General features: G+C 70.7%; 17 protein-coding genes and 1 pseudogene. 12 read left to right on the top strand and 6 right to left on the bottom strand.

The window, feature by feature from the left end:
• The first annotated feature begins 82 nt into the window (after positions 1 to 82).
• The 3 genes from SM757_RS27230 (at position 83) to SM757_RS27220 (ending at position 4,591) form a co-directional block, all read left to right on the top strand.
• Positions 83 to 2,317, top strand: coding sequence for a hybrid sensor histidine kinase/response regulator (locus SM757_RS27230; protein WP_322467786.1), 2,235 nt, complete (start codon positions 83 to 85; stop codon positions 2,315 to 2,317).
• Between the two features lie 113 nt (positions 2,318 to 2,430).
• Positions 2,431 to 3,783 (top strand): C4-dicarboxylate transporter DctA, encoded by a 1,353-nt coding sequence (locus SM757_RS27225; protein WP_322467785.1) that lies wholly within the window; start codon positions 2,431 to 2,433, stop codon positions 3,781 to 3,783.
• 100 nt (positions 3,784 to 3,883) lie between these two features.
• A complete protein-coding gene (locus SM757_RS27220; RefSeq protein ID WP_066340140.1) occupies positions 3,884 to 4,591 on the top strand; it encodes a GntR family transcriptional regulator in 708 nt (235 codons plus the stop codon).
• Positions 4,592 to 4,622: 31 nt separating this feature from the next.
• On the opposite strand, the gene SM757_RS27215 is transcribed toward SM757_RS27220, so the two are convergent.
• The 6 genes from SM757_RS27215 to SM757_RS27190 form a co-directional block, all read right to left on the bottom strand.
• The gene (locus SM757_RS27215; RefSeq protein ID WP_322467798.1) at positions 4,623 to 5,393 is read right to left on the bottom strand and encodes an amino acid ABC transporter ATP-binding protein; all 771 of its coding nucleotides are present in this window, start codon (positions 5,391 to 5,393) and stop codon (positions 4,623 to 4,625) included.
• A 19-nt stretch (positions 5,394 to 5,412) separates the two neighbouring features.
• A complete protein-coding gene (locus SM757_RS27210) occupies positions 5,413 to 6,063 on the bottom strand; it encodes an amino acid ABC transporter permease (protein ID WP_322467784.1) in 651 nt (216 codons plus the stop codon).
• A gap of 1 nt (position 6,064) precedes the next feature.
• A complete protein-coding gene (locus SM757_RS27205; protein WP_322467783.1) occupies positions 6,065 to 6,739 on the bottom strand; it encodes an amino acid ABC transporter permease in 675 nt (224 codons plus the stop codon).
• 9 nt (positions 6,740 to 6,748) lie between these two features.
• Positions 6,749 to 7,534 carry a transporter substrate-binding domain-containing protein gene (locus tag SM757_RS27200; RefSeq protein WP_066340154.1) on the bottom strand — a complete coding sequence of 262 codons (786 nt, stop codon included), beginning with the start codon at positions 7,532 to 7,534 and terminating at the stop codon, positions 6,749 to 6,751.
• 278 nt (positions 7,535 to 7,812) lie between these two features.
• Positions 7,813 to 8,250 (bottom strand): ferric iron uptake transcriptional regulator, encoded by a 438-nt coding sequence (fur, locus tag SM757_RS27195; RefSeq protein WP_066340158.1) that lies wholly within the window; start codon positions 8,248 to 8,250, stop codon positions 7,813 to 7,815.
• Positions 8,251 to 8,273: 23 nt separating this feature from the next.
• Complete coding sequence (locus SM757_RS27190; protein ID WP_322467782.1) at positions 8,274 to 9,413, bottom strand: ChuX/HutX family heme-like substrate-binding protein; 1,140 nt, start codon at positions 9,411 to 9,413, stop codon at positions 8,274 to 8,276.
• Positions 9,414 to 9,690: 277 nt separating this feature from the next.
• On the opposite strand from SM757_RS27190, the gene SM757_RS27185 reads away from it, so the two are divergent.
• The 9 genes and pseudogenes from SM757_RS27185 to SM757_RS27145 all read left to right on the top strand — a co-directional run.
• Positions 9,691 to 11,760: a sigma-54-dependent Fis family transcriptional regulator gene (locus tag SM757_RS27185; RefSeq protein WP_322467781.1), complete on the top strand. Its 2,070-nt coding sequence runs from the start codon at positions 9,691 to 9,693 to the stop codon at positions 11,758 to 11,760.
• Between the two features lie 46 nt (positions 11,761 to 11,806).
• Positions 11,807 to 12,721: a LysR family transcriptional regulator gene (locus SM757_RS27180; protein ID WP_066340166.1), complete on the top strand. Its 915-nt coding sequence runs from the start codon at positions 11,807 to 11,809 to the stop codon at positions 12,719 to 12,721.
• Between the two features lie 148 nt (positions 12,722 to 12,869).
• Positions 12,870 to 13,919 (top strand): Bug family tripartite tricarboxylate transporter substrate binding protein, encoded by a 1,050-nt coding sequence (locus tag SM757_RS27175; protein ID WP_322467780.1) that lies wholly within the window; start codon positions 12,870 to 12,872, stop codon positions 13,917 to 13,919.
• Between the two features lie 297 nt (positions 13,920 to 14,216).
• On the top strand, positions 14,217 to 15,590 hold the full coding sequence (locus SM757_RS27170) for an SLC13 family permease (protein WP_066340169.1): 1,374 nt from the start codon (positions 14,217 to 14,219) through the stop codon (positions 15,588 to 15,590).
• A 52-nt stretch (positions 15,591 to 15,642) separates the two neighbouring features.
• Positions 15,643 to 17,325 carry a malonate decarboxylase subunit alpha gene (mdcA, locus tag SM757_RS27165; protein ID WP_322467779.1) on the top strand — a complete coding sequence of 561 codons (1,683 nt, stop codon included), beginning with the start codon at positions 15,643 to 15,645 and terminating at the stop codon, positions 17,323 to 17,325.
• A 13-nt stretch (positions 17,326 to 17,338) separates the two neighbouring features.
• Positions 17,339 to 17,674: a malonate decarboxylase acyl carrier protein gene (mdcC, locus tag SM757_RS27160; protein ID WP_066340172.1), complete on the top strand. Its 336-nt coding sequence runs from the start codon at positions 17,339 to 17,341 to the stop codon at positions 17,672 to 17,674.
• Complete coding sequence (locus SM757_RS27155) at positions 17,671 to 18,567, top strand: biotin-independent malonate decarboxylase subunit beta (protein ID WP_322467778.1); 897 nt, start codon at positions 17,671 to 17,673, stop codon at positions 18,565 to 18,567. The genes mdcC and SM757_RS27155 overlap by 4 nt, the downstream gene beginning before the upstream one ends.
• An 18-nt stretch (positions 18,568 to 18,585) precedes the next feature.
• Entirely contained in the window at positions 18,586 to 19,287 is a 702-nt protein-coding gene (locus tag SM757_RS27150; protein WP_322467777.1) for a biotin-independent malonate decarboxylase subunit gamma, read from the top strand.
• Positions 19,288 to 19,969: 682 nt separating this feature from the next.
• A pseudogene (locus SM757_RS27145) lies at positions 19,970 to 20,230 on the top strand (malonate decarboxylase holo-[acyl-carrier-protein] synthase); the annotation flags it as partial.

The raw sequence follows: 20,230 nt of genomic DNA, 5'->3' as shown, positions 1-20,230 counted from the left end.
CCGGGAATGATGCCGGTTGCCCAGGGGTGAGCCCGCGGTTTGCTCCCGGCAGGGCGTCGCCCCACTCCACGCCGCCCTCCCCATGGCCGCAGCCCAGGCCAGCAGCTCCTTGGACGCCACCGCCGCCGTGCCGCTGGCCGCCGAACCGCGGCGCGATGCCGTGGTGCTGCTCCTGGGCGCCCTCGTCATCCTGGCGCTGAGCGTTTCCGCCGCGCTGGTGCTGTGGCGCAGCCGTGCCGACAACCTGCGCACCTGGGAGCGCACCCTGGGCCACTTTTCGGCCACCGTGGCCGAGCACGCCTCCCAAACTTTCCGCACGGCTGACTTCGTCCTGGACCGCGTGGTGGACCGCGTGGAGTCCGAACACCTGCACAGCGACGCCGAGCTGCGCAGCGCCTTCGGCTCGCGCGCCATGCACGAGCTGCTGCGCGAGCGCGCCGACGACACGCCGCTGCTGGACGCGCTGCTGCTGGTGGCCCTGGACGGCAGCGTGGTCAATGCCGCGCGCGTTTACCCCAGCACGCACCTGAGCGTGGCCGACCGCGACTACTTCCGCGCCCACCAGGCCGATCCCATGCTGGAGCGCTACATCTCCGAGCCGCTGCCCAGCCGCGCCAGCGGGCGCTGGGACATCTTCATGGCGCGCAAGATCCACGGCGCCGACGGGCGGCTGCTCGGCCTGGCCGTGGTCGGCCTGCAGGTGGGCTACTTCGAGCGCTTTTACGGTGGCATCCGGTTGGGTGAAGCCGAAGGCGCGGCGTTGCTGCTGCGCAGCGACGGCGTGCTGCTGGCCCGCCATCCGCCCAACGCCGAGATGCTGGGCCGCTCCTACCGCAACTCGCCGGGCATGCGGGCGCTGGCCGAGGCCATGGCGCGCGGCGAACAGGTGGCCACGGTGCGCACCAGCGCGGCACGGCTGTCCAACCCGGCGGACACGCAGCCGCGCCTGTCCTGCTCCCACGCCGTGGCGGGATTTCCGCTGGTGGTCAGCGTCACCGCCACCGAATCGCTGCTGCTGCGCGACTGGCGCCGCACCGCCTGGTTCATCGGCGTGACCACGCTGGCGCTGGACGCCCTCGTCGCCGCCCTGGTGCTGTGGATCTTTCGCCTGCTGCGCCGGCGCCGCGCCGCGCTGGGCCAGCTCGACGCCGCACGCAGCGCGGCCGAGTCCGCCAGCCGCGTGAAGTCGCAGTTCCTGGCCAACATGAGCCACGAGATCCGCACCCCGCTGCACGGCATGCTGGGCATGGCGCGCCAGCTCCTGGCCGCGCCGCTGCCGCCGGCGCAATTGCAGCAGGCGCAGGTGATCGAGCGCTCCGGGCGGCTGCTGCTGGGCGTCATAGACGACGTGCTGGACTTCTCCCGCATCGAGGCCGGCCGCATGGAGATGGAGCGCTCGCCCTTTGACCTCGTGCACCTGGTGCGCGACTGCATCGCGCTCTACCAGGCGCAGGCCCAGGCCAAGGGCCTGGCCTTGCGGCTGGAGATGTCGCCGCCGGCCGAGGCCGCCGGCCACGGCCCCGTGTTGGGCGACCCGCTGCGGCTGTCGCAGGTGCTCAACAACCTGCTGTCCAACGCCATCAAGTTCACCGGCATGGGCAGCGTGGTGCTGCGCGTGCAGCCGCGCGCCGAAGGCCACTGGCGCCTGGCCGTGGCCGACACCGGCATGGGCCTGGACGAGGCCGAGCAGCAGCGCATCTTCCAGCCCTTCATGCAAAGCGACAGCTCCACCACGCGGCGCTTCGGCGGCAGCGGCCTGGGCTTGGCCATCGCGCGCAGCCTGGTGCAGTTGCAGGGTGGCGAGCTGGGCGTGAACAGCCGCTTGGGCGAGGGCTCGGAGTTCTGGTTCACCCTCCCGCTGCCGCCGGCCCCGGCTGCCGCAGCCATGCCGGCGCCCAAGCCGGTCCACGCCGGCGAGCTGTCCGGCCGCCGCGCGCTGGTGGCCGAGGACAACGAGGTCAACATGGAGCTGGCCTGCGCCATCCTGGAAGGACTGGGGATGGACGTCGACCGCGCCGCCGACGGCGTGCAGGCCGTGGAAGCCTTCGAGAAGACGCGGCCCGCCGTGGTGCTCATGGACATGCACATGCCCCTGCTCGACGGCTTGGGCGCCGCCCGCTGCATACGCACGCTGGAACAGGAGCAAGGCCTGCCGCGCACGCCCATCCTGGCGCTCACCGCCAGCGCCCTGGCCGACGACCGCCGCCTCTGCCTCGAAGCCGGCATGGACGCCGTGCTGGTGAAACCCTTCGACATGGACCAGTTGCGCATGCTGCTGCATCGCCATCTTTTGCTTTCCGATCCGCACGACGGGTAAACCCCAAAGGTAATTCGCTGCCTCTTGCCTACAGTGCTTGTATGCAAGCTTGAGCACAAACCGGTGCAAACAGCCTGCACTTGCTGTTGCGGTCGTTGTTGGAGACAAGAGCCATGCCTCGATTTTTCAGATCCCTGTTCGGCCAGGTGGTGCTGGCGCTGTGCGTCGGCGTGCTGCTGGGCCTGCTGGTGCCGGAGTTCGCCTTGAAGCTCAAGCCGCTGGGCGACGGCTTCATCAAGCTCATCAAGATGGTCATTCCGCTGCTGGTGTTCTGCGTGGTGGTGCACGGCATCGCCGGCGCGGGCGACCTCAAGCGCGTGGGCCGCGTGGGCGTGAAGGCGCTCATCTACTTCGAGGTCGTCACCACCATCGCGCTGGCGCTGGGCCTGCTGCTGGCCTTCGTGTTCCAGCCCGGCGTGGGCATGAACGTGGACCCCAAGGCGCTGGACGCCTCGGCCATGAGCGCCTATGCCGAGAACGCCAGCAAGCTCGAAAGCGGCGGCACGGTGGACTTCCTGATGAAGCTCATCCCGACCACGGTGGTGGGCGCCTTCGCCACGGGTGACGTGCTGCAGGTGCTGCTGTTCGCGGTGCTCTTCGGTTGCGCGCTCACCATGCTGGGTCAGCGCGGCGCGCTGGTGGCCGATCTCGTGGACACGCTCTCGCACGTGCTGTTCAAGATCATGGGCATCCTCATCCGCCTGGCCCCGTTGGGCGTGCTGGGCGCCATCGCCTTCACCGTGGGCAAGTACGGCATCGGCTCGCTCAAGCAGCTGGGCATGCTGGTGGCGCTGTTCTACGTGGCGGTGGCCATCTTCGTGGTGGGCATCCTGGGCGGCATCCTGCGCCTGGCGGGCTTCAACATCTTCAAGCTGCTGCGCTACCTGCGCGAGGAGCTGATGGTGGTGCTGGCCACCACCTCCAGCGACAGCGTGCTGCCGCAGATCATGGCCAAGCTGCGCCGCATGGGCGTGCGCGACTCCACGGTGGGCCTGGTCATCCCGACCGGCTACTCCTTCAACCTGGATGCGTTCTCCATCTACATCACGCTGGCGGCGGTGTTCATTGCGCAGGCGACCAACACGCCCATAGGCATGGCGGACCTGCTGACCATCCTGGCCATCTCGCTGGTCACGTCCAAGGGCGCGCACGGCGTGCCGGGCTCGGCCATCGTGGTGCTGGCGGCCACGCTGCACGCGGTGCCGGCCATTCCCGCCATCGGCCTGGTGCTGGTGCTGTCGGTGGACTGGTTCATGGGCATTGCGCGGGCGCTGGGCAACCTCATCGGCAACTGCGTGGCCACCGTGGCCGTGGCGGCCTGGGAAGGCGACATTGACCGCAAGCGGGCGCACGCCGTGCTCGACGGCCGCGTGCCCACCGAGGAAACCATCGCCAATGCCGACGAGGACACCCCCCCGGCCGCCGCCGCCCCGGCGCTGGCGCGCACCGGCACGCTCAACGCCTGAGCACGCCCAAGCGTGCGCATGCCGCAAGGGGCACGGCCTTGCAAGAGGCCGATCCCTGGCGGTGCCTGAAGCCCCGCGGCCAGCCGATACAGTTACGCCCATGCCCACCCAAGTCGAAATTGCCCAGCGCGTCGTCGAGTCCATCCTGGCCCAGCGCCTCCTGCCTGGAGAGCGTTTGGGCGAGCAGGAGCTGGCGGACCTCTTCGGCGTGAGCCGCACGCTGGTGCGCGAGGCGCTGATGCAGTTGCAGGCGCGCGGTTTCGTGGAGGTGCGCAGCCGCAAGGGCTGGTACGTGGTGGAGCCCTCGGCCGAGGAGGCGCGCGACGCCTTCGCCGCGCGCCGCGCCGTGGAGTCCGGGTTGCTGGCCCAGGCGGGCCAGGCGCTGCAGGGCCAGCCGCTGCAGACGGCCATTGCCCGCATGCGCCAGCACCTGGCGCAGGAGCGCGCGGCCATAGACCAGTCCGACCCCGCCACGCGCGCCTTCATGCTGGCCGACTTCCACGTCTGCCTGGCCGAATGCCTGGGCCACCGCGTGCTGGCCGACATGCTGCGCGACCTCACGGCCCGCACCACGCTGGTGGCCACGCTCTACCAATCCACGCACGATGCGCGCGAGTCCTGCGAGGACCACGCGCGCATCGTCGAGGCCATAGAAGCGGGCGACTTCCCGCGCGCCACCGCGCTGATGCTGGATCACATCGGCAACGTGGAGGACGCGCTGGGCCAGTCCGCCGCCACGGCCGACGCCAAGGAGCGGCTGCGCGCGTCGCTGGCGCCGCTGGCCGCGGCGCGGACGACGGCGGCCTGAACCCGAGGCGCCTCCCGGCGCCTGCAGGGCCTCAGTGCAGCGCCGACAGGAACTGCTTGAGCTCCGGCGTCTGCGGGTTGCCGAACAGCGCCGCCGGCGGGCCCATTTCGTGGATGCGCCCGGCGTGCATGAACACCACGCGGTCGCTGACCTTGCGCGCGAAACCCATCTCGTGCGTGACCATGAGCAGCGTCATGCCCTCGTCGGCCAGGCGCTCCACGACCTTGAGCACCTCGCCCACCAGCTCCGGGTCCAGCGCGGAAGTGATCTCGTCGCACAGCATCACGCTGGGCTCCATGGCCAGCGCCCGCGCAATGGCCACGCGCTGCTGCTGGCCGCCGGAGAGCTGGTCGGGCCACGCCTCGAACTTGTCGGCCAGGCCCACGCGCTCCAGCAAGCGCCGCGCATGCGCCTCGGCCTCGGCCGCACCGCGCTGTTTTACGAGCGTGGGCGCCAGCATCACGTTGTGCCCAACCGTCAGGTGCGGGAACAAGTTGAAATTCTGGAAGATCATGCCCACGTGCTGGCGCAGCGCGCGCATGGCCTGGGCGTCGCCGTGGCGCAGCGGCTGGCCGTCCACCTCCAGGCTGCCGTCCTGGAAGGTCTCCAGGCCGTTGATGCAGCGCAGCAGCGTGCTCTTGCCGGAGCCGCTCTTGCCGATGATGCACACCACCTCGCCGCGCTGCACCTGCAGGTCTATGCCCTTGAGCACCTCGTTGCTGCCGAAACGTTTGCGCAGCGCGTGGACGTTGACGATGGGTGAGGAAGAAGATGCGGCGGCAGGCGCCGCCGCAGCCGCCACGGCGGGGGCGGTCAAAGACTCAATGGACACGGGCCAGTTTCCTTTCCAGGCGGCGGCTCCAGGCCGACAGCGGCCAGCACAGCACGAAGTAGAGAAGGGCTACGCAGGCGTAGACCGTGAAGGGGCGGAAGGTGGTGTTGGTGATCATGGTGCCGGCCTTGGTCAGCTCGATGAAGCCGATGACGGAAGCCAGCGCCGTGCCCTTGATGATCTGCACCGAGAAACCCACCGTGGGCGCGATGGCGATGCGCAGCGCCTGCGGGCCGATGACGTGGCGCAGCTTCTCGCTGAAGGAAAGCGCCAGGCTGTCCGCCGCCTCCCACTGCCCCTTGGGAATGGCGTTGACGCAGCCGCGCCAGATTTCGCTGAGGAAGGCGCTGCCGTACAGCGTGAGCGCCGCGCCCGCGGCCACGAAGGCCGGCACGTTGATGCCCAGCAGCGCCAGGCCGAAGTAGGCCAGGAACAGTTGCATGAGCAGCGGCGTGCCCTGGAAGAGCTGCACGTACACGGCCACGGCGCGCTCGGCCCAAGGCCGGCGCGTCAGGCGCAGCGCCAACAGCGCCAGGCCCAGCAGCCCGCCGCCGACGAAGGCCATGAGCGACAGCGCCACCGTCCAGCGCGCGGCCAGCAGCAGGTTGCGCAGGATGTCCCACAAGGAAAAGTCCACCATGTCAGCGCCCCGCTTGCGGTGTACGGCCAAAGATCCAGCGCGGGCCGATGTGGTTGAGCACTTGCCGCAACAGCACCGCCAGCAGCAGGTACAGCGCCGTGGCGACGATGAAGGATTCGAAGGCGCGGAAGTTGCGGCTTTGAATCAGGTTGGCCGTGTAGCTCAGCTCCTGCGCGGCGATCTGCCCGCACACGGCCGAGCCCAGCATCACGATCACGATCTGGCTGACCATGGCCGGCCACACCCGGCCCAGCGCCGGCGGCATGACCACGCGCAGGAAGACCTGCGCCTCCGTCAGCGCCAGGCTGCGCGCGGCTTCGATCTGGCCGCGCGGCGTGGCTTCCATGCCCGCGCGGGCGATCTCCGCCGCGTAGGCGCCCAGGTTGAGCACCATGGCGATGACGGAAGCCACCTCCGGCGTGAGCTTCACTCCCAGGCTGGGCAGGCCGAAGAACACGAAGAAGAGCTGGACGATGAAGGGCGTGTTGCGTATGAGCTCCACGTAGGCGCCCACGATGGGGCGCAGCCACGCTGGCCCCCAGGCGCGCGCCCAGCCGCAGGCCACGCCCAGCGCCAGGCCCAGCGCCGCGGCCACGGCGCTCAGGGCCAGCGTCAGCGCCGCGCCCTGCAGCAGCAGCGGCCAGTAGGCCAGCACGTCGGCGAATTCGAGCTTCATCGCGCCGGCTCAGTTGGGCAGGTCGCCGGCCGGGCGGCCCAGCCACTTCACGGCCATGCGGTCGAGCTCGCCGCTGGCCTTGGCCGCCGCGATGATCTCGTTGACCTTGGCACGCAGCTTGTCGTCGCCCTTGGCCAGGCCTATGAAGTTGGGCGAGTCCTTCAGCACGAACTTGAACTCGGTGCCCAACTGCGGGTTGCGCGCCATCATGTTGCCCGCCACCGAGGCGCCGGTGGCCACCACCTGCACCTGGCCGGAGACGAAGGCGGCGATGGTGGCGTTGTTGTCCTCGAAGCGCTTGATGTCCGTGCTGCCCGGGGCGATCTTGCTGAGCTCGATGTCCTCGATCGCGCCGCGCGTCACGCCCACGCTCTTGCCCGCCAGGTCCGCCGCGCTCTTGACCGGCAGCGACTTGGGCGCGAATACCGCCTGGAAGAAGGGCGAGTAGGCCGCGGTGAAGTCGATCACCTTCTCCCGCTCCGGGTTCTTGCCCAAGGTGGAGATGACCAGGTCCACCTTCTTGGTCTGCAGGTAGGGAATGCGGTTGGCGCTGCTCACCGGCACCAGTTCGGCCTTCACGCCCAGCCTGGCGGCAATGAGCTGCGCCATGTCCACGTCCAGCCCACGGGGCACCATGTCGGTGCCCACGAAACCGTAAGGGGCGTAGTCGGTAGGCACGGCGATGTTGATGCTCTTGCGGGCGAGCACTTCGTCCAGCGCGCTTTGGGCGTGGGCACCGGCGGCGATCACGAGGCTCACGGCGCCCAGGGCGCGGGCGAATTGGCGGCGGTTCATGGCGGCTTTCCTTTGGGGTCGGTGAAGGGCGGCGGAAAGAAGCGCGCTATGTGCACCGGCCTGGTGCAAAAGTGCGTGCTTCATCTCCATGCAAGCCTTGTATGCAAGGCATATGCCAATCGTCCGGCGTCTTATGCAGGGAATGCGCCGCCTGCAAACGGCCGCGGCCCGCCGGGGAGCCGGCGGGCCGCGGGGTGGGCGGTGAGCGCTTGGCGCTGAGCAGTGAGCCGTGAGCGCTTGGCGTCAGCCGTGAAGGCGCGCCGTGCCGGCGCCGCCCGTCAGTTGGCCTGGCACTCCGGGCGCGAGCAGCGCCCGTACAGCGCGAGCACGTGCTCGCGCAGCTCGAACCCGCGCTCGCGGGCGATGGCGTGCTGCCGCTGCTCGATCTCGGCGTCCACGAACTCCTCGATGCGCCCGCAGGCCACGCACACAAGATGGTCGTGGTGCTTGCCGTGGTCCACCTCGAACACGGCGCGGCCACCTTCGAACTGCGTGCGCTTGAGCAGCCCGGCCTGCTCGAACTGCGCCAGCACCCGGTAGACGGTGGCCAGGCCGATGTCGGCGTCCTCGGCGATCAGGTGGCGGTAGATGTCTTCCGCGCTGAGGTGCGAGGCCGTTTCGCGCTGGAACACCTCCAGCACCTTCAGGCGGGGCAGGGTGGCCTTGAGCCCGCTGGTCTGCAGCTCGGCGATGTGGTCGTTGCGGGATTTGGTCATGGGTGCTTCGTGTGGAACCGGGGTCAGGCCTGGGCGGCGAGTTGGCTCAGGAGGCTGCGCCACTCGCCGCGCTCGCTGCCCTCGGCGTCGGTCTCGGCGCTGATGCTGGCGATGGGCTCGCCGGCGGCGTCCAGCAGCACCAACGCATGTCGCGTGCCATTGGGCGTTGGGCGGCGCAGCAGCCAGGTTTGGGCGATGGCGTCGGCGCGCAGGCGCAGGCCGTGGCCGGCGCCGCGGGCGTGCAGCCAGGGGCCGTCCAGCCGCACGTCCTGCAGCGCGCCGCTGCGGCTCAGGCGCCCGCCGCGGCTTTCCACGCGCAGCGTCAGCGGCACGCCGCTGTGCGCGGCGCCGGCCAGCACCTGGTGCGTGCTGGCGTTGGGCAGCCGCGTCGCCGTGCCGCCTTCACCGGCCACGGCGCTGTCGAACGCGGCCACGGCCATGCGGCGAGGCGCAGCGGCCGGCTTCTTCACCGGGATCACCAGCCCCGGCGCGAGCTGCCAGCTGGAGAAGCTCTCCACGATGTCCAGGAAAGCCTCCACCCGGCTGCCTTCCAACAGCACGACTTCCGCCACCGACTGGCCGTAGAGGTCGAAGAACTGCAGGCTGCGTTCCACGCGGCCGTCGGCCCCGCGCTCCTCGATGGCGAAGCCATGGGCCCAGGCGCCGGCCGCGGCAGCGTCGGCCAGGCAGGTGCAGGCCGGTGCGTCGCCCGCGGCCTGCTCGCAGCGGCGGGTGAGCTCCTGCGCCGCGCTGGTGTTCTCCAGCCGGCACCAGCGGTTGCCCGTGATGCTGCGCACCACGCCCAAGGCCGGCAGCGCGGCGGCGATGCGGCGCCATTGCGGCAGCAGGTGGCGTGCGCTCAGCGAGGACAGCGCCGGCTGGAACAGCCCGGCATGCGCGGCGATCAGCTCGCCCTCGGTGACGCCCAGCGCCAGCGCGACGTCGCCCCGGCGCGCCTGCGGCTGCGCTGCGCGCTCGCGGGCGTAGGCCGCGCGCAACCCCGGCGAGCGCAGCGCGCGCCGGCGCACCAGGCTCGGCAGGGCGCGCACCTGGGATGCGGGCGTTCCGGCCGGCGCGTGTCGGCGCGGCGACGCGCTGCGCTCGGTCGCGCCCGTCGTTGGCGGCAGGGGCCGTGCCTCGGCCCGCTTGTCTGTCGCAGCCATGTCGATAGCTCTTCCATTGCAGGGGACCGCCACGGCGGCGGACTGTCGGCCTCTACTTTAATGAGAATGAATCGCATTTGCAATGCTTGCTGAAGCCTTACGGGCTTGTGCCAAATTGCCACTTTCAGCGCCTGCGCGGTACAGGTGAGCCGCTCCCCGATGGACAAGGCTGCGGTGGCGGCCGAGCATCGCGGCGCTCGGCGAGGACGTTGTTCGAAAACGAAACAGGGTGGAGCTGTCCGGTAGGGGGACGCGTCGCTTGCCGCCAGGAGATCACGTGTCACGACGGTCGAACGCCACCTTCATGTCCACCCCGGCCGAACGAGCCCTGGGGGGCTTGATACGAGACTCGCACGAGCGCTGCCTTGCGCAGGGTCTCACCCGCATCGCGCGCGCGGATGCCGCCGCCCAGGAGAGCCTGGACCCGGCCGCGGCGCGCGAGCGCAGCTGCCGTTTGCTGGCGCTGGTGGCGCCGGCGATGGAGATGCTGTCGCGCCAGACGGCCGGCACGCACACCCTGCTGGTGCTGGCGGACGCCCGCGGCACGGTGCTGCAGTGCGAGGGCGATGTGCCGGCCCTGGCGCGCGGCGCCGAGGCGGGCCTGGTGCCCGGCGCCCCTTGGGCCGAGCCCGCCCGCGGCACCAATGCCATCGGCACGGCGCTGGTGGCGGAGCGGCCGGTGCTGGTGCATGCGGACGAGCACTTCATGCACGCCTGCCACGGGCTCAGCGGCGCGGCGGCCCCCGTGTTCGACCTGCGCCAGAACCTGTTGGGCGTGCTGTGCCTGTACGGCGACCGCCATGTCCGCCAGGAGCATGCCGCGGGCTTGCTGGACGTGGCCGCGCGCATGGCGGAGAACCTGGCCTGCGCCGAGCACGGCGCCGACCGCGTGCGGCTGCACTTCCATGCCCGCCCCGAATTCATAGGCACGCTGCTCGAAGGCATCGTGGCCGTGGGCCTGGACGGCCGGTTGTTGGGCGCCAACCGCAGCGCGCTGGAGCAACTGGGCCTGAGCGGCATGGCGCTGCGCAACCAGACGCTGCCGGCGCTGTTCGGCGTGGGCATCTCGGCCCTGGCCGAGCAGGTGCGTGCCGCGCTGGCGCTGCCCATGACGCTCAGGCTGCGCGACGGGCGGCCTTTGCACGTCAGCGTGCGCATGGACTGGGCCACGCTGGCCGCGCTCACGCGCCCCGAGGCGCCGGCGGCCGCGGCGGGGGGCGAAACCGGCGCCGCCGCGCTGCCCTGGACGCCCGCGGGCCTGTGCGCGCTGCAGACCGGCGACGTGCAGATCGAGGCCGTGGTGCAGAAGGTGCGCCGCGTCGTCAACCGCGACATCCCACTGCTCATCCTGGGCGAGACGGGCACCGGCAAGGAGCTGCTCGCGCGCGCGGTGCACCTGGAGTCCCGCCGCGCCGCCCAGGCCTTCGTGGCCGTCAACTGCGCGAGCATCCCCGAGGCGCTGATCGAGGCCGAGCTCTTCGGCTACGAGGAGGGCGCCTTCACCGGCGCGCGGCGCAAGGGCGCCAGCGGGCGCATCGCGCAGGCCCACGGCGGCACGCTGTTCCTGGACGAGATCGGCGACATGCCGCTGCCGCTGCAGGCGCGGCTGCTGCGCGTGCTGCAGGAGCGCCGCGTCATGCCCTTGGGCGGCGGCAAGGCCCTGGAGGTGGACATCGCCGTCATCGGCGCCACGCACCGCAACCTGCGCGAGATGATCCAGCGCGGCGAGTTCCGCGAAGACCTGTACTACCGCCTGAACGGCCTGGTGCTGCGGCTGCCGCCGCTGCGCGAGCGCAGCGACCTGGCGCTGGTGGCGCAGCGCATCCTGGCCCACGAGTGCCCGCGCGGCGCGCCGCGCATCAGTGCCGAGGTCATGTCGCTGTTCGAGCGCTGCCACTGGCCGGGCAACGTCCGCCAGCTCGCCAACGTGCTGCGCGCCGCCGCCGTCATGGCCGCCGGCGAGCCGCAGATCACCCGCGAGCACCTGGCCGACGATTTCCTGGACGAGTTTCAAGCGCAGCCGGCCAGGCCGGCGCCGCTGCCTGGGGCGTCGGCAACGCCGTTTGCACTGGCCGACGCTTCCACGGCGGCCTCGGCGCCAGAGGCTGGCGGCGCGCTGCTGCGGCCTGCGCTGTCCGCGCCCGCCGCGTGCGACCATGCCGGCGGCTGCGAACCGTCCGCGCCCGCCGGGGCGATGACCATGCACGAGCAGGAAATACGGCTGATAGAAGCGGCGCTGGCCGCGGCCGGAGGCAACATCTCGGCCGCTTCCAAGCGGCTGGGCATCAGCCGCAACACCATTTACCGCAAGCTGCGTTGGAACACCCCGGCCAGCGGCATCCACTGACAGGGCCGGCGTCGCGGCGCGCCGGCCGGCCACCGCGACCCCGACCATGACTGCTCCCATCGACGAGGAAATCACCTTCCGCAAGCTGGCCGTGCTGCTGGCCTTCATGGAGACGGGCAACCTCTCCCGCGCCGCCGAGCGGCTGGACACCAGCGCCGTGAGCGTGCACCGCGCGCTGCACTCGCTGGAAGCCGGGCTGCGCTGCACGCTGTTCCGCCACGAGGGCCGCAACCTGCTGCCCACGCCCGCGGCCCAAGTGCTGGCCGACGCGGCGCAGCAAGTTTTAAAAGGCATGGCCGAGGGCATACGCGCCACGCGCGAGGCCGCCGGCTACGGGGCCGACCGCATCCGCCTGGGCTCGCTCTTCTCTTTGACCAGCCGCACCGTGCCCACGCTGGTGGTGGGCCTCAAGCAGCGCAAGCCGGCGCTGCAGACCGAGCTGGTGCTGGGCTCCAACGCCGACCTGCTTCAGAAGCTGCGCGACGGCGCCATAGACGCCGCCTTCATGGGCCTGCCCGCCAGCGCGCCGGACCTGGAGGTGGAGCCGCTGTTCGAGGACGTGCTGTGCTTCGCCGCCCCCTCCACCTCGCCCTACGCACGCATGGCCGAAGTGGACCTGGGCGCCTGCGCCGAGGAGCGCTTCGTGAGCCTCAGCGAGGGCTTCATCACCTCCTCCGGCTTCGTGGAGGCCTTTCGTGCCGCCGGCTTCCAGCCCAACGTGGTGATGCAGACCGGCGATATCTTCTCCCTCATGAACCTGGTGCACGGCGGCGTGGGCTACACGCTGCTGCCCTCGCGCGTGCGCCGCGCGCTGCCCGCGGGCGTGGAGTTGATACCGCTGACCGAGCGCTACCGCCTGCGCCAGACCATCGCCATGCACTTCCTGCGCACGCGCGAGCGCGATCCGAACCTGCTCACGCTGCTGGCGGTGTGCAGGTCGGCCAAGGCGCAATTGGTCTGATTTCGGGGCCCAGCGGCCCACCGATTCACCACCGTTACGCCAACCGTAAAGATTCGACGCACAGCGTCATTGATGTCCCTGCTCGGGCTTCCTAACTTGTCTTCACAACAACCTGGCGGCCACGGCCGCCAATGACGGAGACAAAACCATGGCCCATCGTCCGGGCGCGCGCGCCCATCGCGGCAGCGCCTCCCATGCCCTTTCCCAGGCGTCCCGCCGCCGCCAGGTGCTCGCCCTGGGCGCCCTGGCGCTGACCGGCGCCGGGCTCTCAGTCCTTTCCGGCCCAACGCAGGCCCAGGCCTGGCCGACGAAACCGGTGACGGTCATCGTGCCCTTCCCGGCCGGGGGCGGCACCGATTCCTTCGCCCGCCCGCTGTTCGCGGCGCTGTCCAGGCAGCTTGGGCAGCAGGTCATCATCGACAACAAGGGCGGCGCCGGCGGCAACGTGGGCGCGACGCTGGCGGCCAAGGCCGCGCCGGACGGCTACACGTGGTTCATGGGCGGCGTGCACCACGCCATCGCCCCGGCCATCTACCCCAAGCTGGACTACAGCCTGGAGCGCGACTTCGTTCCCGTCGCGCTGCTGGCCAGCGTGCCGCAGGTCATCATCGTCAACGCCAAGCGCGTGCCCGCCAACACGCTGCAGGAGTTCCTGGCCTACGTGAAGGCCAACCCCGGCAAGGTGAACTTCGGCTCGGCCGGCAACGGCACCTCGCACCACCTGGCCGGCGAGCTGTTCAAGCTGCAGACCGGCGCGCAGCTCGTCCACGTGCCCTACCGCGGCGCCGGCCCCGCGCTGCAGGACGTGATGGCCGGGCAGATCGACATGATGTTCGACGGCCTGGGCTCCTCCGCCTCGCACATCAAGGGCGGCCGCGTGAAGGCCGTGGCCGTGGCCGGCGACAAGCGCGCCCCCGGCTTCCCGGAAATCCCCACCGCCGCCGAGAGCGGCGTTCCCACCTACCAGGTCGCCACCTGGTACGGCCTGTGGGCACCCAAGGGCACGCCGCAAGCCGCCATAGACCGCATGACCGCCGACCTCGCCAAGGTGTTCGCCACCAAGGAGATGAAGGAGAGCTGGAACGGCCTGGGCGCCGACACGCCCACGCTCACCGGCAAGGCTTTCCACGACTTCGTGCAGGCGGAAACGAAACGCTGGGGCGAGGTGGTCAAGGCTGCCAACGTCAAGCTGGATTGATACGCCCGCGTCGCTACCGTTTCGCCGGGAGTGAACGTCCAGCCTTCTGAAAACTCCCCGGCGCGCCGCGGCCGGCGGGCCGGCCGTGCGGCTTTTCCCTTTAACGCCCTCGGCAGCGCGGCTGCCGAGGGCGTTTTGCTTGTCACTGGCCTGGCCCGCCTGGGACTGGGCCGGCCTGCTGATGTTTACGGCCGTCGTAACGATCCGACGGCCAGCTTCATTGTTCCAACGCCCTCTGGCTTCTACCTTTGCACCCAGAAATCAATACGGCTGAAGCCGAACTTCTGGAGACAAGGCATGAACCCTCATTGGCTTTCGATAGCGCCGCTGGGCGCGATGTTTGTGGTGGCCACCGCGCTGCCCATCAACATGGGCGTGCTCGCCTTCGTGGGCGCCTTCCTGGTCGGCACGCTGGTGGCGGGCATGCCGGCCAAGGCCATCCTGGGCGGCTTCCCGGCCGACCTGTTCCTCACGCTGGCCGGCATCACCTACCTGTTCGCGCTGGCGCAGAACAACGGGACGATCGACTGGCTGGTGGGCCTGGCGGTGCGCGCGGTGCGCGGGCGCATCGCGGCCATTCCCTGGATCATGTTCCTCATCGCCGCGGGCCTCACCGCGGTGGGCGCCGTGAGCCCGGCGGCCGTGGCCATCATCGCGCCCATCGCGCTGGGCTTCGCGGCGCGCCACGGCATCAATCCGCTGATGATGGGCCTGCTGGTCATTCACGGCGCGCAGGCCGGCGGCTTCTCGCCCATCAGCATCTACGGCGGCATCACCAACAAGATCGTCGCCAAGGCCGGGCTGCCGCTGAGCGAGATGGCCACCATGCTGGCGAGCTTCGGCATCAACTTCGCCGTCGCCGTGGGCCTGTTCGTCTGCATGGGCGGCCTGAAGCTGATGCAGAAGAAGCCCTCCGGCTTCGGCAACTCGCTGCTGGACGACATCCCCCACACCACCCACGCCCAATCCGGCGCGCAGGTGTTCGGCGACGCCGAGGCCGAGGCCGTCGGCGAGGCCCGCCGCACCGCGCAGGGCCAGTCCACGCTCATCCAGGACGACGGCCGCCCGCAGGGCCAGGGCGGCCGCATCTACCAGGTCATCACGGCCCTGGGCCTGCTGGCGCTGGCCGTGCTCACGCTGGTCTACAAGCTCGACATCGGCTTCGTCTCCATCAGCATCGGCCTGCTGCTGAGCCTGCTGCAGCCCAACCTGCAAAAGGCGGCGCTGGGCCAGGTGTCCTGGCCGGAAATCATGCTCATCGTGGGCGTGAGCACCTACGTGGCCGTGATGGAGAAGATGGGCACCATCGCCTGGGTGGGCGACAGCGTGGCCGCCTTCAGCTCGCCGCTCACGGCCGCGCTGCTGCTGTGCGTGGTGGGCGCCATCGTCTCCGCCTTCGCCTCCTCCACCGCGGTGCTGGGCTCGCTCATCCCGCTGGCCGTGCCCTTCCTGCAGGGCGACGCCGGCGTGGGCGCCATCGGCTTCATCGCCGCCATGGCCGTGTCTTCCACCATCGTGGACGTCAGTCCCTTCTCCACCAACGGCGCGCTCGTCCTGGCCAACGCCAAGGGCGTCAACCGCGAGCGCTTCTTCCGCCAGCTCCTCATCTACGGCGGCGCCGTCACGCTCATCGCCCCCGTGGTGGTGTGGCTGCTCTTCGTCGTCCTGTGACGCGAGCGCGGCGCCGGCTTCCCCTTCAACGCTTCATTCACCCCTGCACACCATGACCACAAGGAACTGGACCACGCGGGCCGACAACCGCGCCGCGCGCCTGGCGCGCGCCGCGCAGGCCCTGGGCTCCCAACTGCGCGGCAAGGTGGCGGATGCCGCCGCCATCACCGAGCTGCTCGAAGCCGTCATCGAGCCCAAGGACCGCGTCTGCCTCGAAGGCAACAACCAGAAGCAGGCCGACTTCCTGGCCCAGGCCCTGGTGCAGCTCGATCCGCAGCGCGTGCACGGCCTGCACATGGTGCAGTCGGTGCTGGCGCTGCCCGAGCACCTGGACGTTTTTGACAACGGCATCGCCGCACGGCTGGATTTCAGTTTTTCAGGCCCCCAAGGGGCGCGCCTGGCCAAGTTGGTGTCCGAAGGCCGCATCGAGATCGGTGCCATCCACACCTATTTGGAGCTGTTCTCGCGCTACTTCGTGGACCTCACGCCGCAGGTGGCGCTGGTGGCGGCGCAGGCGGCCGACGCGCAGGGCAACCTCTACACGGGCCCCAACACCGAGGACACGCCCGCCATCGTCGAGGCCACGGCCTTCTCCGGCGGCATCGTCATCGCGCAGGTCAATGAGCTGGTCGACGGCGCCACCACCACGCTGCCGCGCGTGGACATCCCGGCCGACTGGGTGAGCTTCGTGGTGAAGGCGCCGCGGCCCAATTTCATCGAACCCCTCTTCACCCGCGACCCGGCGCAGATCAGCGAAATCCAGGTGCTCATGGCCATGATGGCCATCAAGGGCATCTACGCCGAGTACGGCGTGCAGCGCCTGAACCACGGCATCGGCTTCGACACGGCGGCCATCGAGCTGCTGCTGCCCACCTACGCCGAGTCGCTGGGCCTCAAGGGCAAGATCTGCAAGCACTGGGCGCTCAACCCGCACCCGGCGCTCATCCCGGCCATCGAGGCCGGCTGGGTGCAGTCCATCCACTCCTTCGGCTCCGAGCTGGGCATGGAGGACTACATCCGCGCCCGCTCCGACGTCTTCTTCACTGGCCCGGACGGTTCCCTGCGCAGCAACCGCGCCTTCAGCCAGGCCGCGGGCCACTACGCCTGCGACCTCTTCATCGGCTCCACGCTGCAGATGGACCTGGACGGCAACAGCTCCACCGCCACGCTGGGACGCATCGCCGGCTTCGGCGGCGCGCCCAACATGGGGGCGGACGCGCGCGGGCGCCGCCACGTCAGCCCGGCGTGGCTGCGCGCCGGGCGCGAGGCCCGCGCCGGCCGCGGCGGCGCCGCCGGCACGCCGCGCGGCCAGAAGCTGGTGGTGCAGATGGTGGAGACCTTCCGCGAGCACATGCAGCCGGCCTTCGTGGACAGGCTGGACGCCTGGCAGCTCGCCGAGCAGTCCGGCATGGAGCTGCCGCCCATCATGATTTACGGCGAGGACGTCACCCACATCCTCACCGAGGAGGGCATCGCCAACCTGCTGCTGTGCCGCAGCGACGAGGAGCGCGAGCAGGCCATCCGCGGCGTGGCCGGCTACACGGCCGTGGGCCGCGGGCGTGACAAGCGCATGGTGGAAAACCTGCGCGACCGCGGCGTGATTCGCCGCCCTGGGGATCTCGGCATAGACCCCCGCGACGCGACGCGCAACTTGCTGGCGGCGCGCTCCATGCGCGACCTCGTGCGCGCCTCCGGCGGCCTCTACCAGCCGCCCAAGCGCTTCCGCAACTGGTAAAGGACGACTCCCCATGAGCAGCCACGCAGGCATCGAAACCCTAGATTTCCACTTCCAAGGCTTCCGCCCGGCCGGCGCGTTCGCGCCCGTGCTGGTCGGCGTGGTGGGCTCCGGCAACCTGGAGGTGATGCTGGAACCCGCCGCCGGCAACCAGTGCAGCGTGCACGTCGAGACCTCGGCGCGCGGCTTCGGCAGCACCTGGCAGGCCGTGCTGGAAGATTTCCACCAGCGCCACCCGCTGGCCGGGGTGCGCCTCTCCATCAACGACATGGGCGCCACGCCCGCGGTCGTCGGCCTGCGCCTGGACCAGGCCGTGGCCGAGCTGCCGCTGCAAGGAAACCAGCCATGACCGCCATGACCACCCCCATCAGCTGGGCCGAATGTTCCGCGCGCGAGCGCCTGGCGCGCCTGCTCGATGCCGGCTCCTTCCACGAATGGCTGCCCCCGGCCGAGCGCGTGAGCAGCCCGCACCTGGCGCAGTTGGGCGTGCCCTCGGCCTTTGACGACGGCGTGGCCGTGGGCCGCGCCACCTTGGGCGGGCGCCCCGTGTTCGTCGCCGCGCAGGAAGGCGCCTTCATGGGCGGCGGCGTGGGCGAGGTGCACGGCGCCAAGCTCGTTGGGCTGCTGCGGCGCGCGTTGCGCGACCGGCCGGACGCCGTGCTGCTGCTGGCCGACTCCGGCGGCGTGCGGCTGCACGAGGCCAACGCGGGGCTGATCGCCGTCTCCGAGGTCATGCGCGCCGTGCTGGACGTGCGCGCCGCCGGCATTCCCGTGATCACGCTCATCGGCAGCGCCAACGGCTGCTTCGGCGGCATGGGCATCGTGGCGCGCTGCACCGACTTCATCGTGATGAGCGACGTGGGCCGCCTGGCCATGTCCGGCCCCGAGGTGATCGAAGCCTCCCACGGCGTGGAGGAGTTCGACGCCCGCGACCGCGCCCTGGTGTGGCGCACCACGGGCGGCAAGCACCGCTGGCTCAGCGGCGACTGCGACGTGCTGGTCGAGGACGACGTGCACGCATTCCGCGCCGCCGCCATCGCCGCGCTGGATGAGCGCCGCCCGGTGACGCTGGAATCGCTGCGGGCCGAGCATCTCCAACTGGCGCGGCGGCTGGAGCTGCTGCCCGCGGGCCTGGACGGCGACGAGGAGGCCGTCACGCTGTGGCGCAGCCTGGGGGTGCAGCAGGCCGAGCGCGTGCCGGCCCTGGACGTGGACGACGTGCTCGCGCTGCGCGCGGCCTGACGAGAGGAGTCTTTTCACATGGACTGGAACACCCTGGCCACGCGCCTCTTCGGCGAGCAGCACGGCATCACCGCCGACGGCGACTTCCTGCACGGCACGGCCACCTTCGACGGCGCACCCGTCACCGTGGTGGGCACGACGGGCCACGCGCCCATAGGCGTGAAGCTGGCGCTGGCCCAGGCGCGCGTGGTGATGGACACGTTGGTGAACCACCCGGGCCGCGCCATCCTGCTGCTCATAGACACGCAGGGCCAGCAGCTGCGCCGCCGCGACGAGCTGCTGGGCATCAACCGCGCGATGGCGCATCTGGGCATGTGCGTGGACCTGGCCCGCCGCCGCGGCCACCGCGTCATCGGCCTGGTCTACGACCAGGCCCTGTCCGGCGGCTTCATCACCTCCGGCCTGATCGCCGACGCCTGCTACGCGCTGCCGGAAGCGGAGATCCGCGTCATGCGCATCCCGGCCATGGCGCGCATCACGAAGCTGGCGCCGGAGATGCTGGAGGCGCTGTCGATGACCAACCCTGTGTTCGCCCCCGGCGTGCAGAACTACGTGGCCATGGGCGGCGTGCGCGGGCTGTGGCGCGGCGACCTGGCGCAGGGTCTGCGCGACGCCCTGGCCCACACGCCCACCGAGGACACGCGCGCCGTGGACGGCGCCGAGCGGGGCGGGCGGCGGCTGGCGGCCTCGGTGGTGCAGCGGGTGCTGGACGCGGCTTGAGCGCGGGCAGACGGGAGGGAAGGTGGGCTCCAGGCAAGGCGCTGGTCATGCGGCGACCGTCACGGTGCGGGCCCCCATGAACCCGGTGTTAGACGGTCTAACACCTGCCGCCGTCTGGCGGCCGGTCCGCAGCGCTTTGCGAGCCGTCATCCCAGCAAGGGCGTGCTGCGCTGCGGCGGGAAGACTGAAGGCGGTGCTTGCATCCCGTCAGTCAGGGCGCTTCGCTCATTACTTCGTCATTCGCGCCTGCGCGTACTGCTGTCTGGGAAAAGCGGGCTTTTGTTGGCAGCCCGTGAGCCAAGGCGCTTCATCTCCCACTTCGTCATTCCCGCGAAGGCGGGAATCCAGGCGGCCCCACGCCAGAGCGAAGGGGCAGCGCAGGAACAGCGCGGTTTGGGTCCTTGTGACGCCGGCCCATGCGCTGGCGGCCAGCTTGGGGGCCGCCTGGATTCCCGCCTGCGCGGGAATGACGACTCGGGGGGCGCTGCGGGCCGGTCTCCGGCTGGCGTTTGCCCACTTTCCCCGGACACCAATGCGCCTGCGCGGGAATGACGAGGTAGTGGGCCTGGCTGATCGTCCTGCGGCCAACAACACCCAACAGCCAATATGTCGCCGCCGCCCTCGCCACCGCTCCTAGGCCAAAACCTCCGCCTCCCATCTGCCCACTGAAAGGAGTTTCCCCATGCCCCCGCTGCGCCGCCATCAACTGGCCTACCTGAGCGCCCAAGGCTGGCAGGCGGCCCTGGAGCCGGCGCGCGACGCGCAGGCGCTGGACTGCCTGGGCCACTGGTGCGCCCACGGCCTGCCGCTGGTCGTCACCCGCCAGCCGCTGCCGCTGGCGCCGGAGCGCCCGCTCCTGCACCTGGGCCTGTCGGCCCCGCCCGCCTGGGGACGGCGGCTCTTGAGCCTGCGCGTGCCCGCCACGGCCATCGCCTGGTTCAGC

The organism is Azohydromonas lata, from assembly GCF_034427735.1.
Classification (GTDB): Bacteria; Pseudomonadota; Gammaproteobacteria; order Burkholderiales; family Burkholderiaceae_C; genus Azohydromonas; species Azohydromonas lata.
The sequence above is the reverse complement of the archived record's forward strand: the minus strand, read 5'-3'. Positions and strand labels throughout refer to the sequence as shown.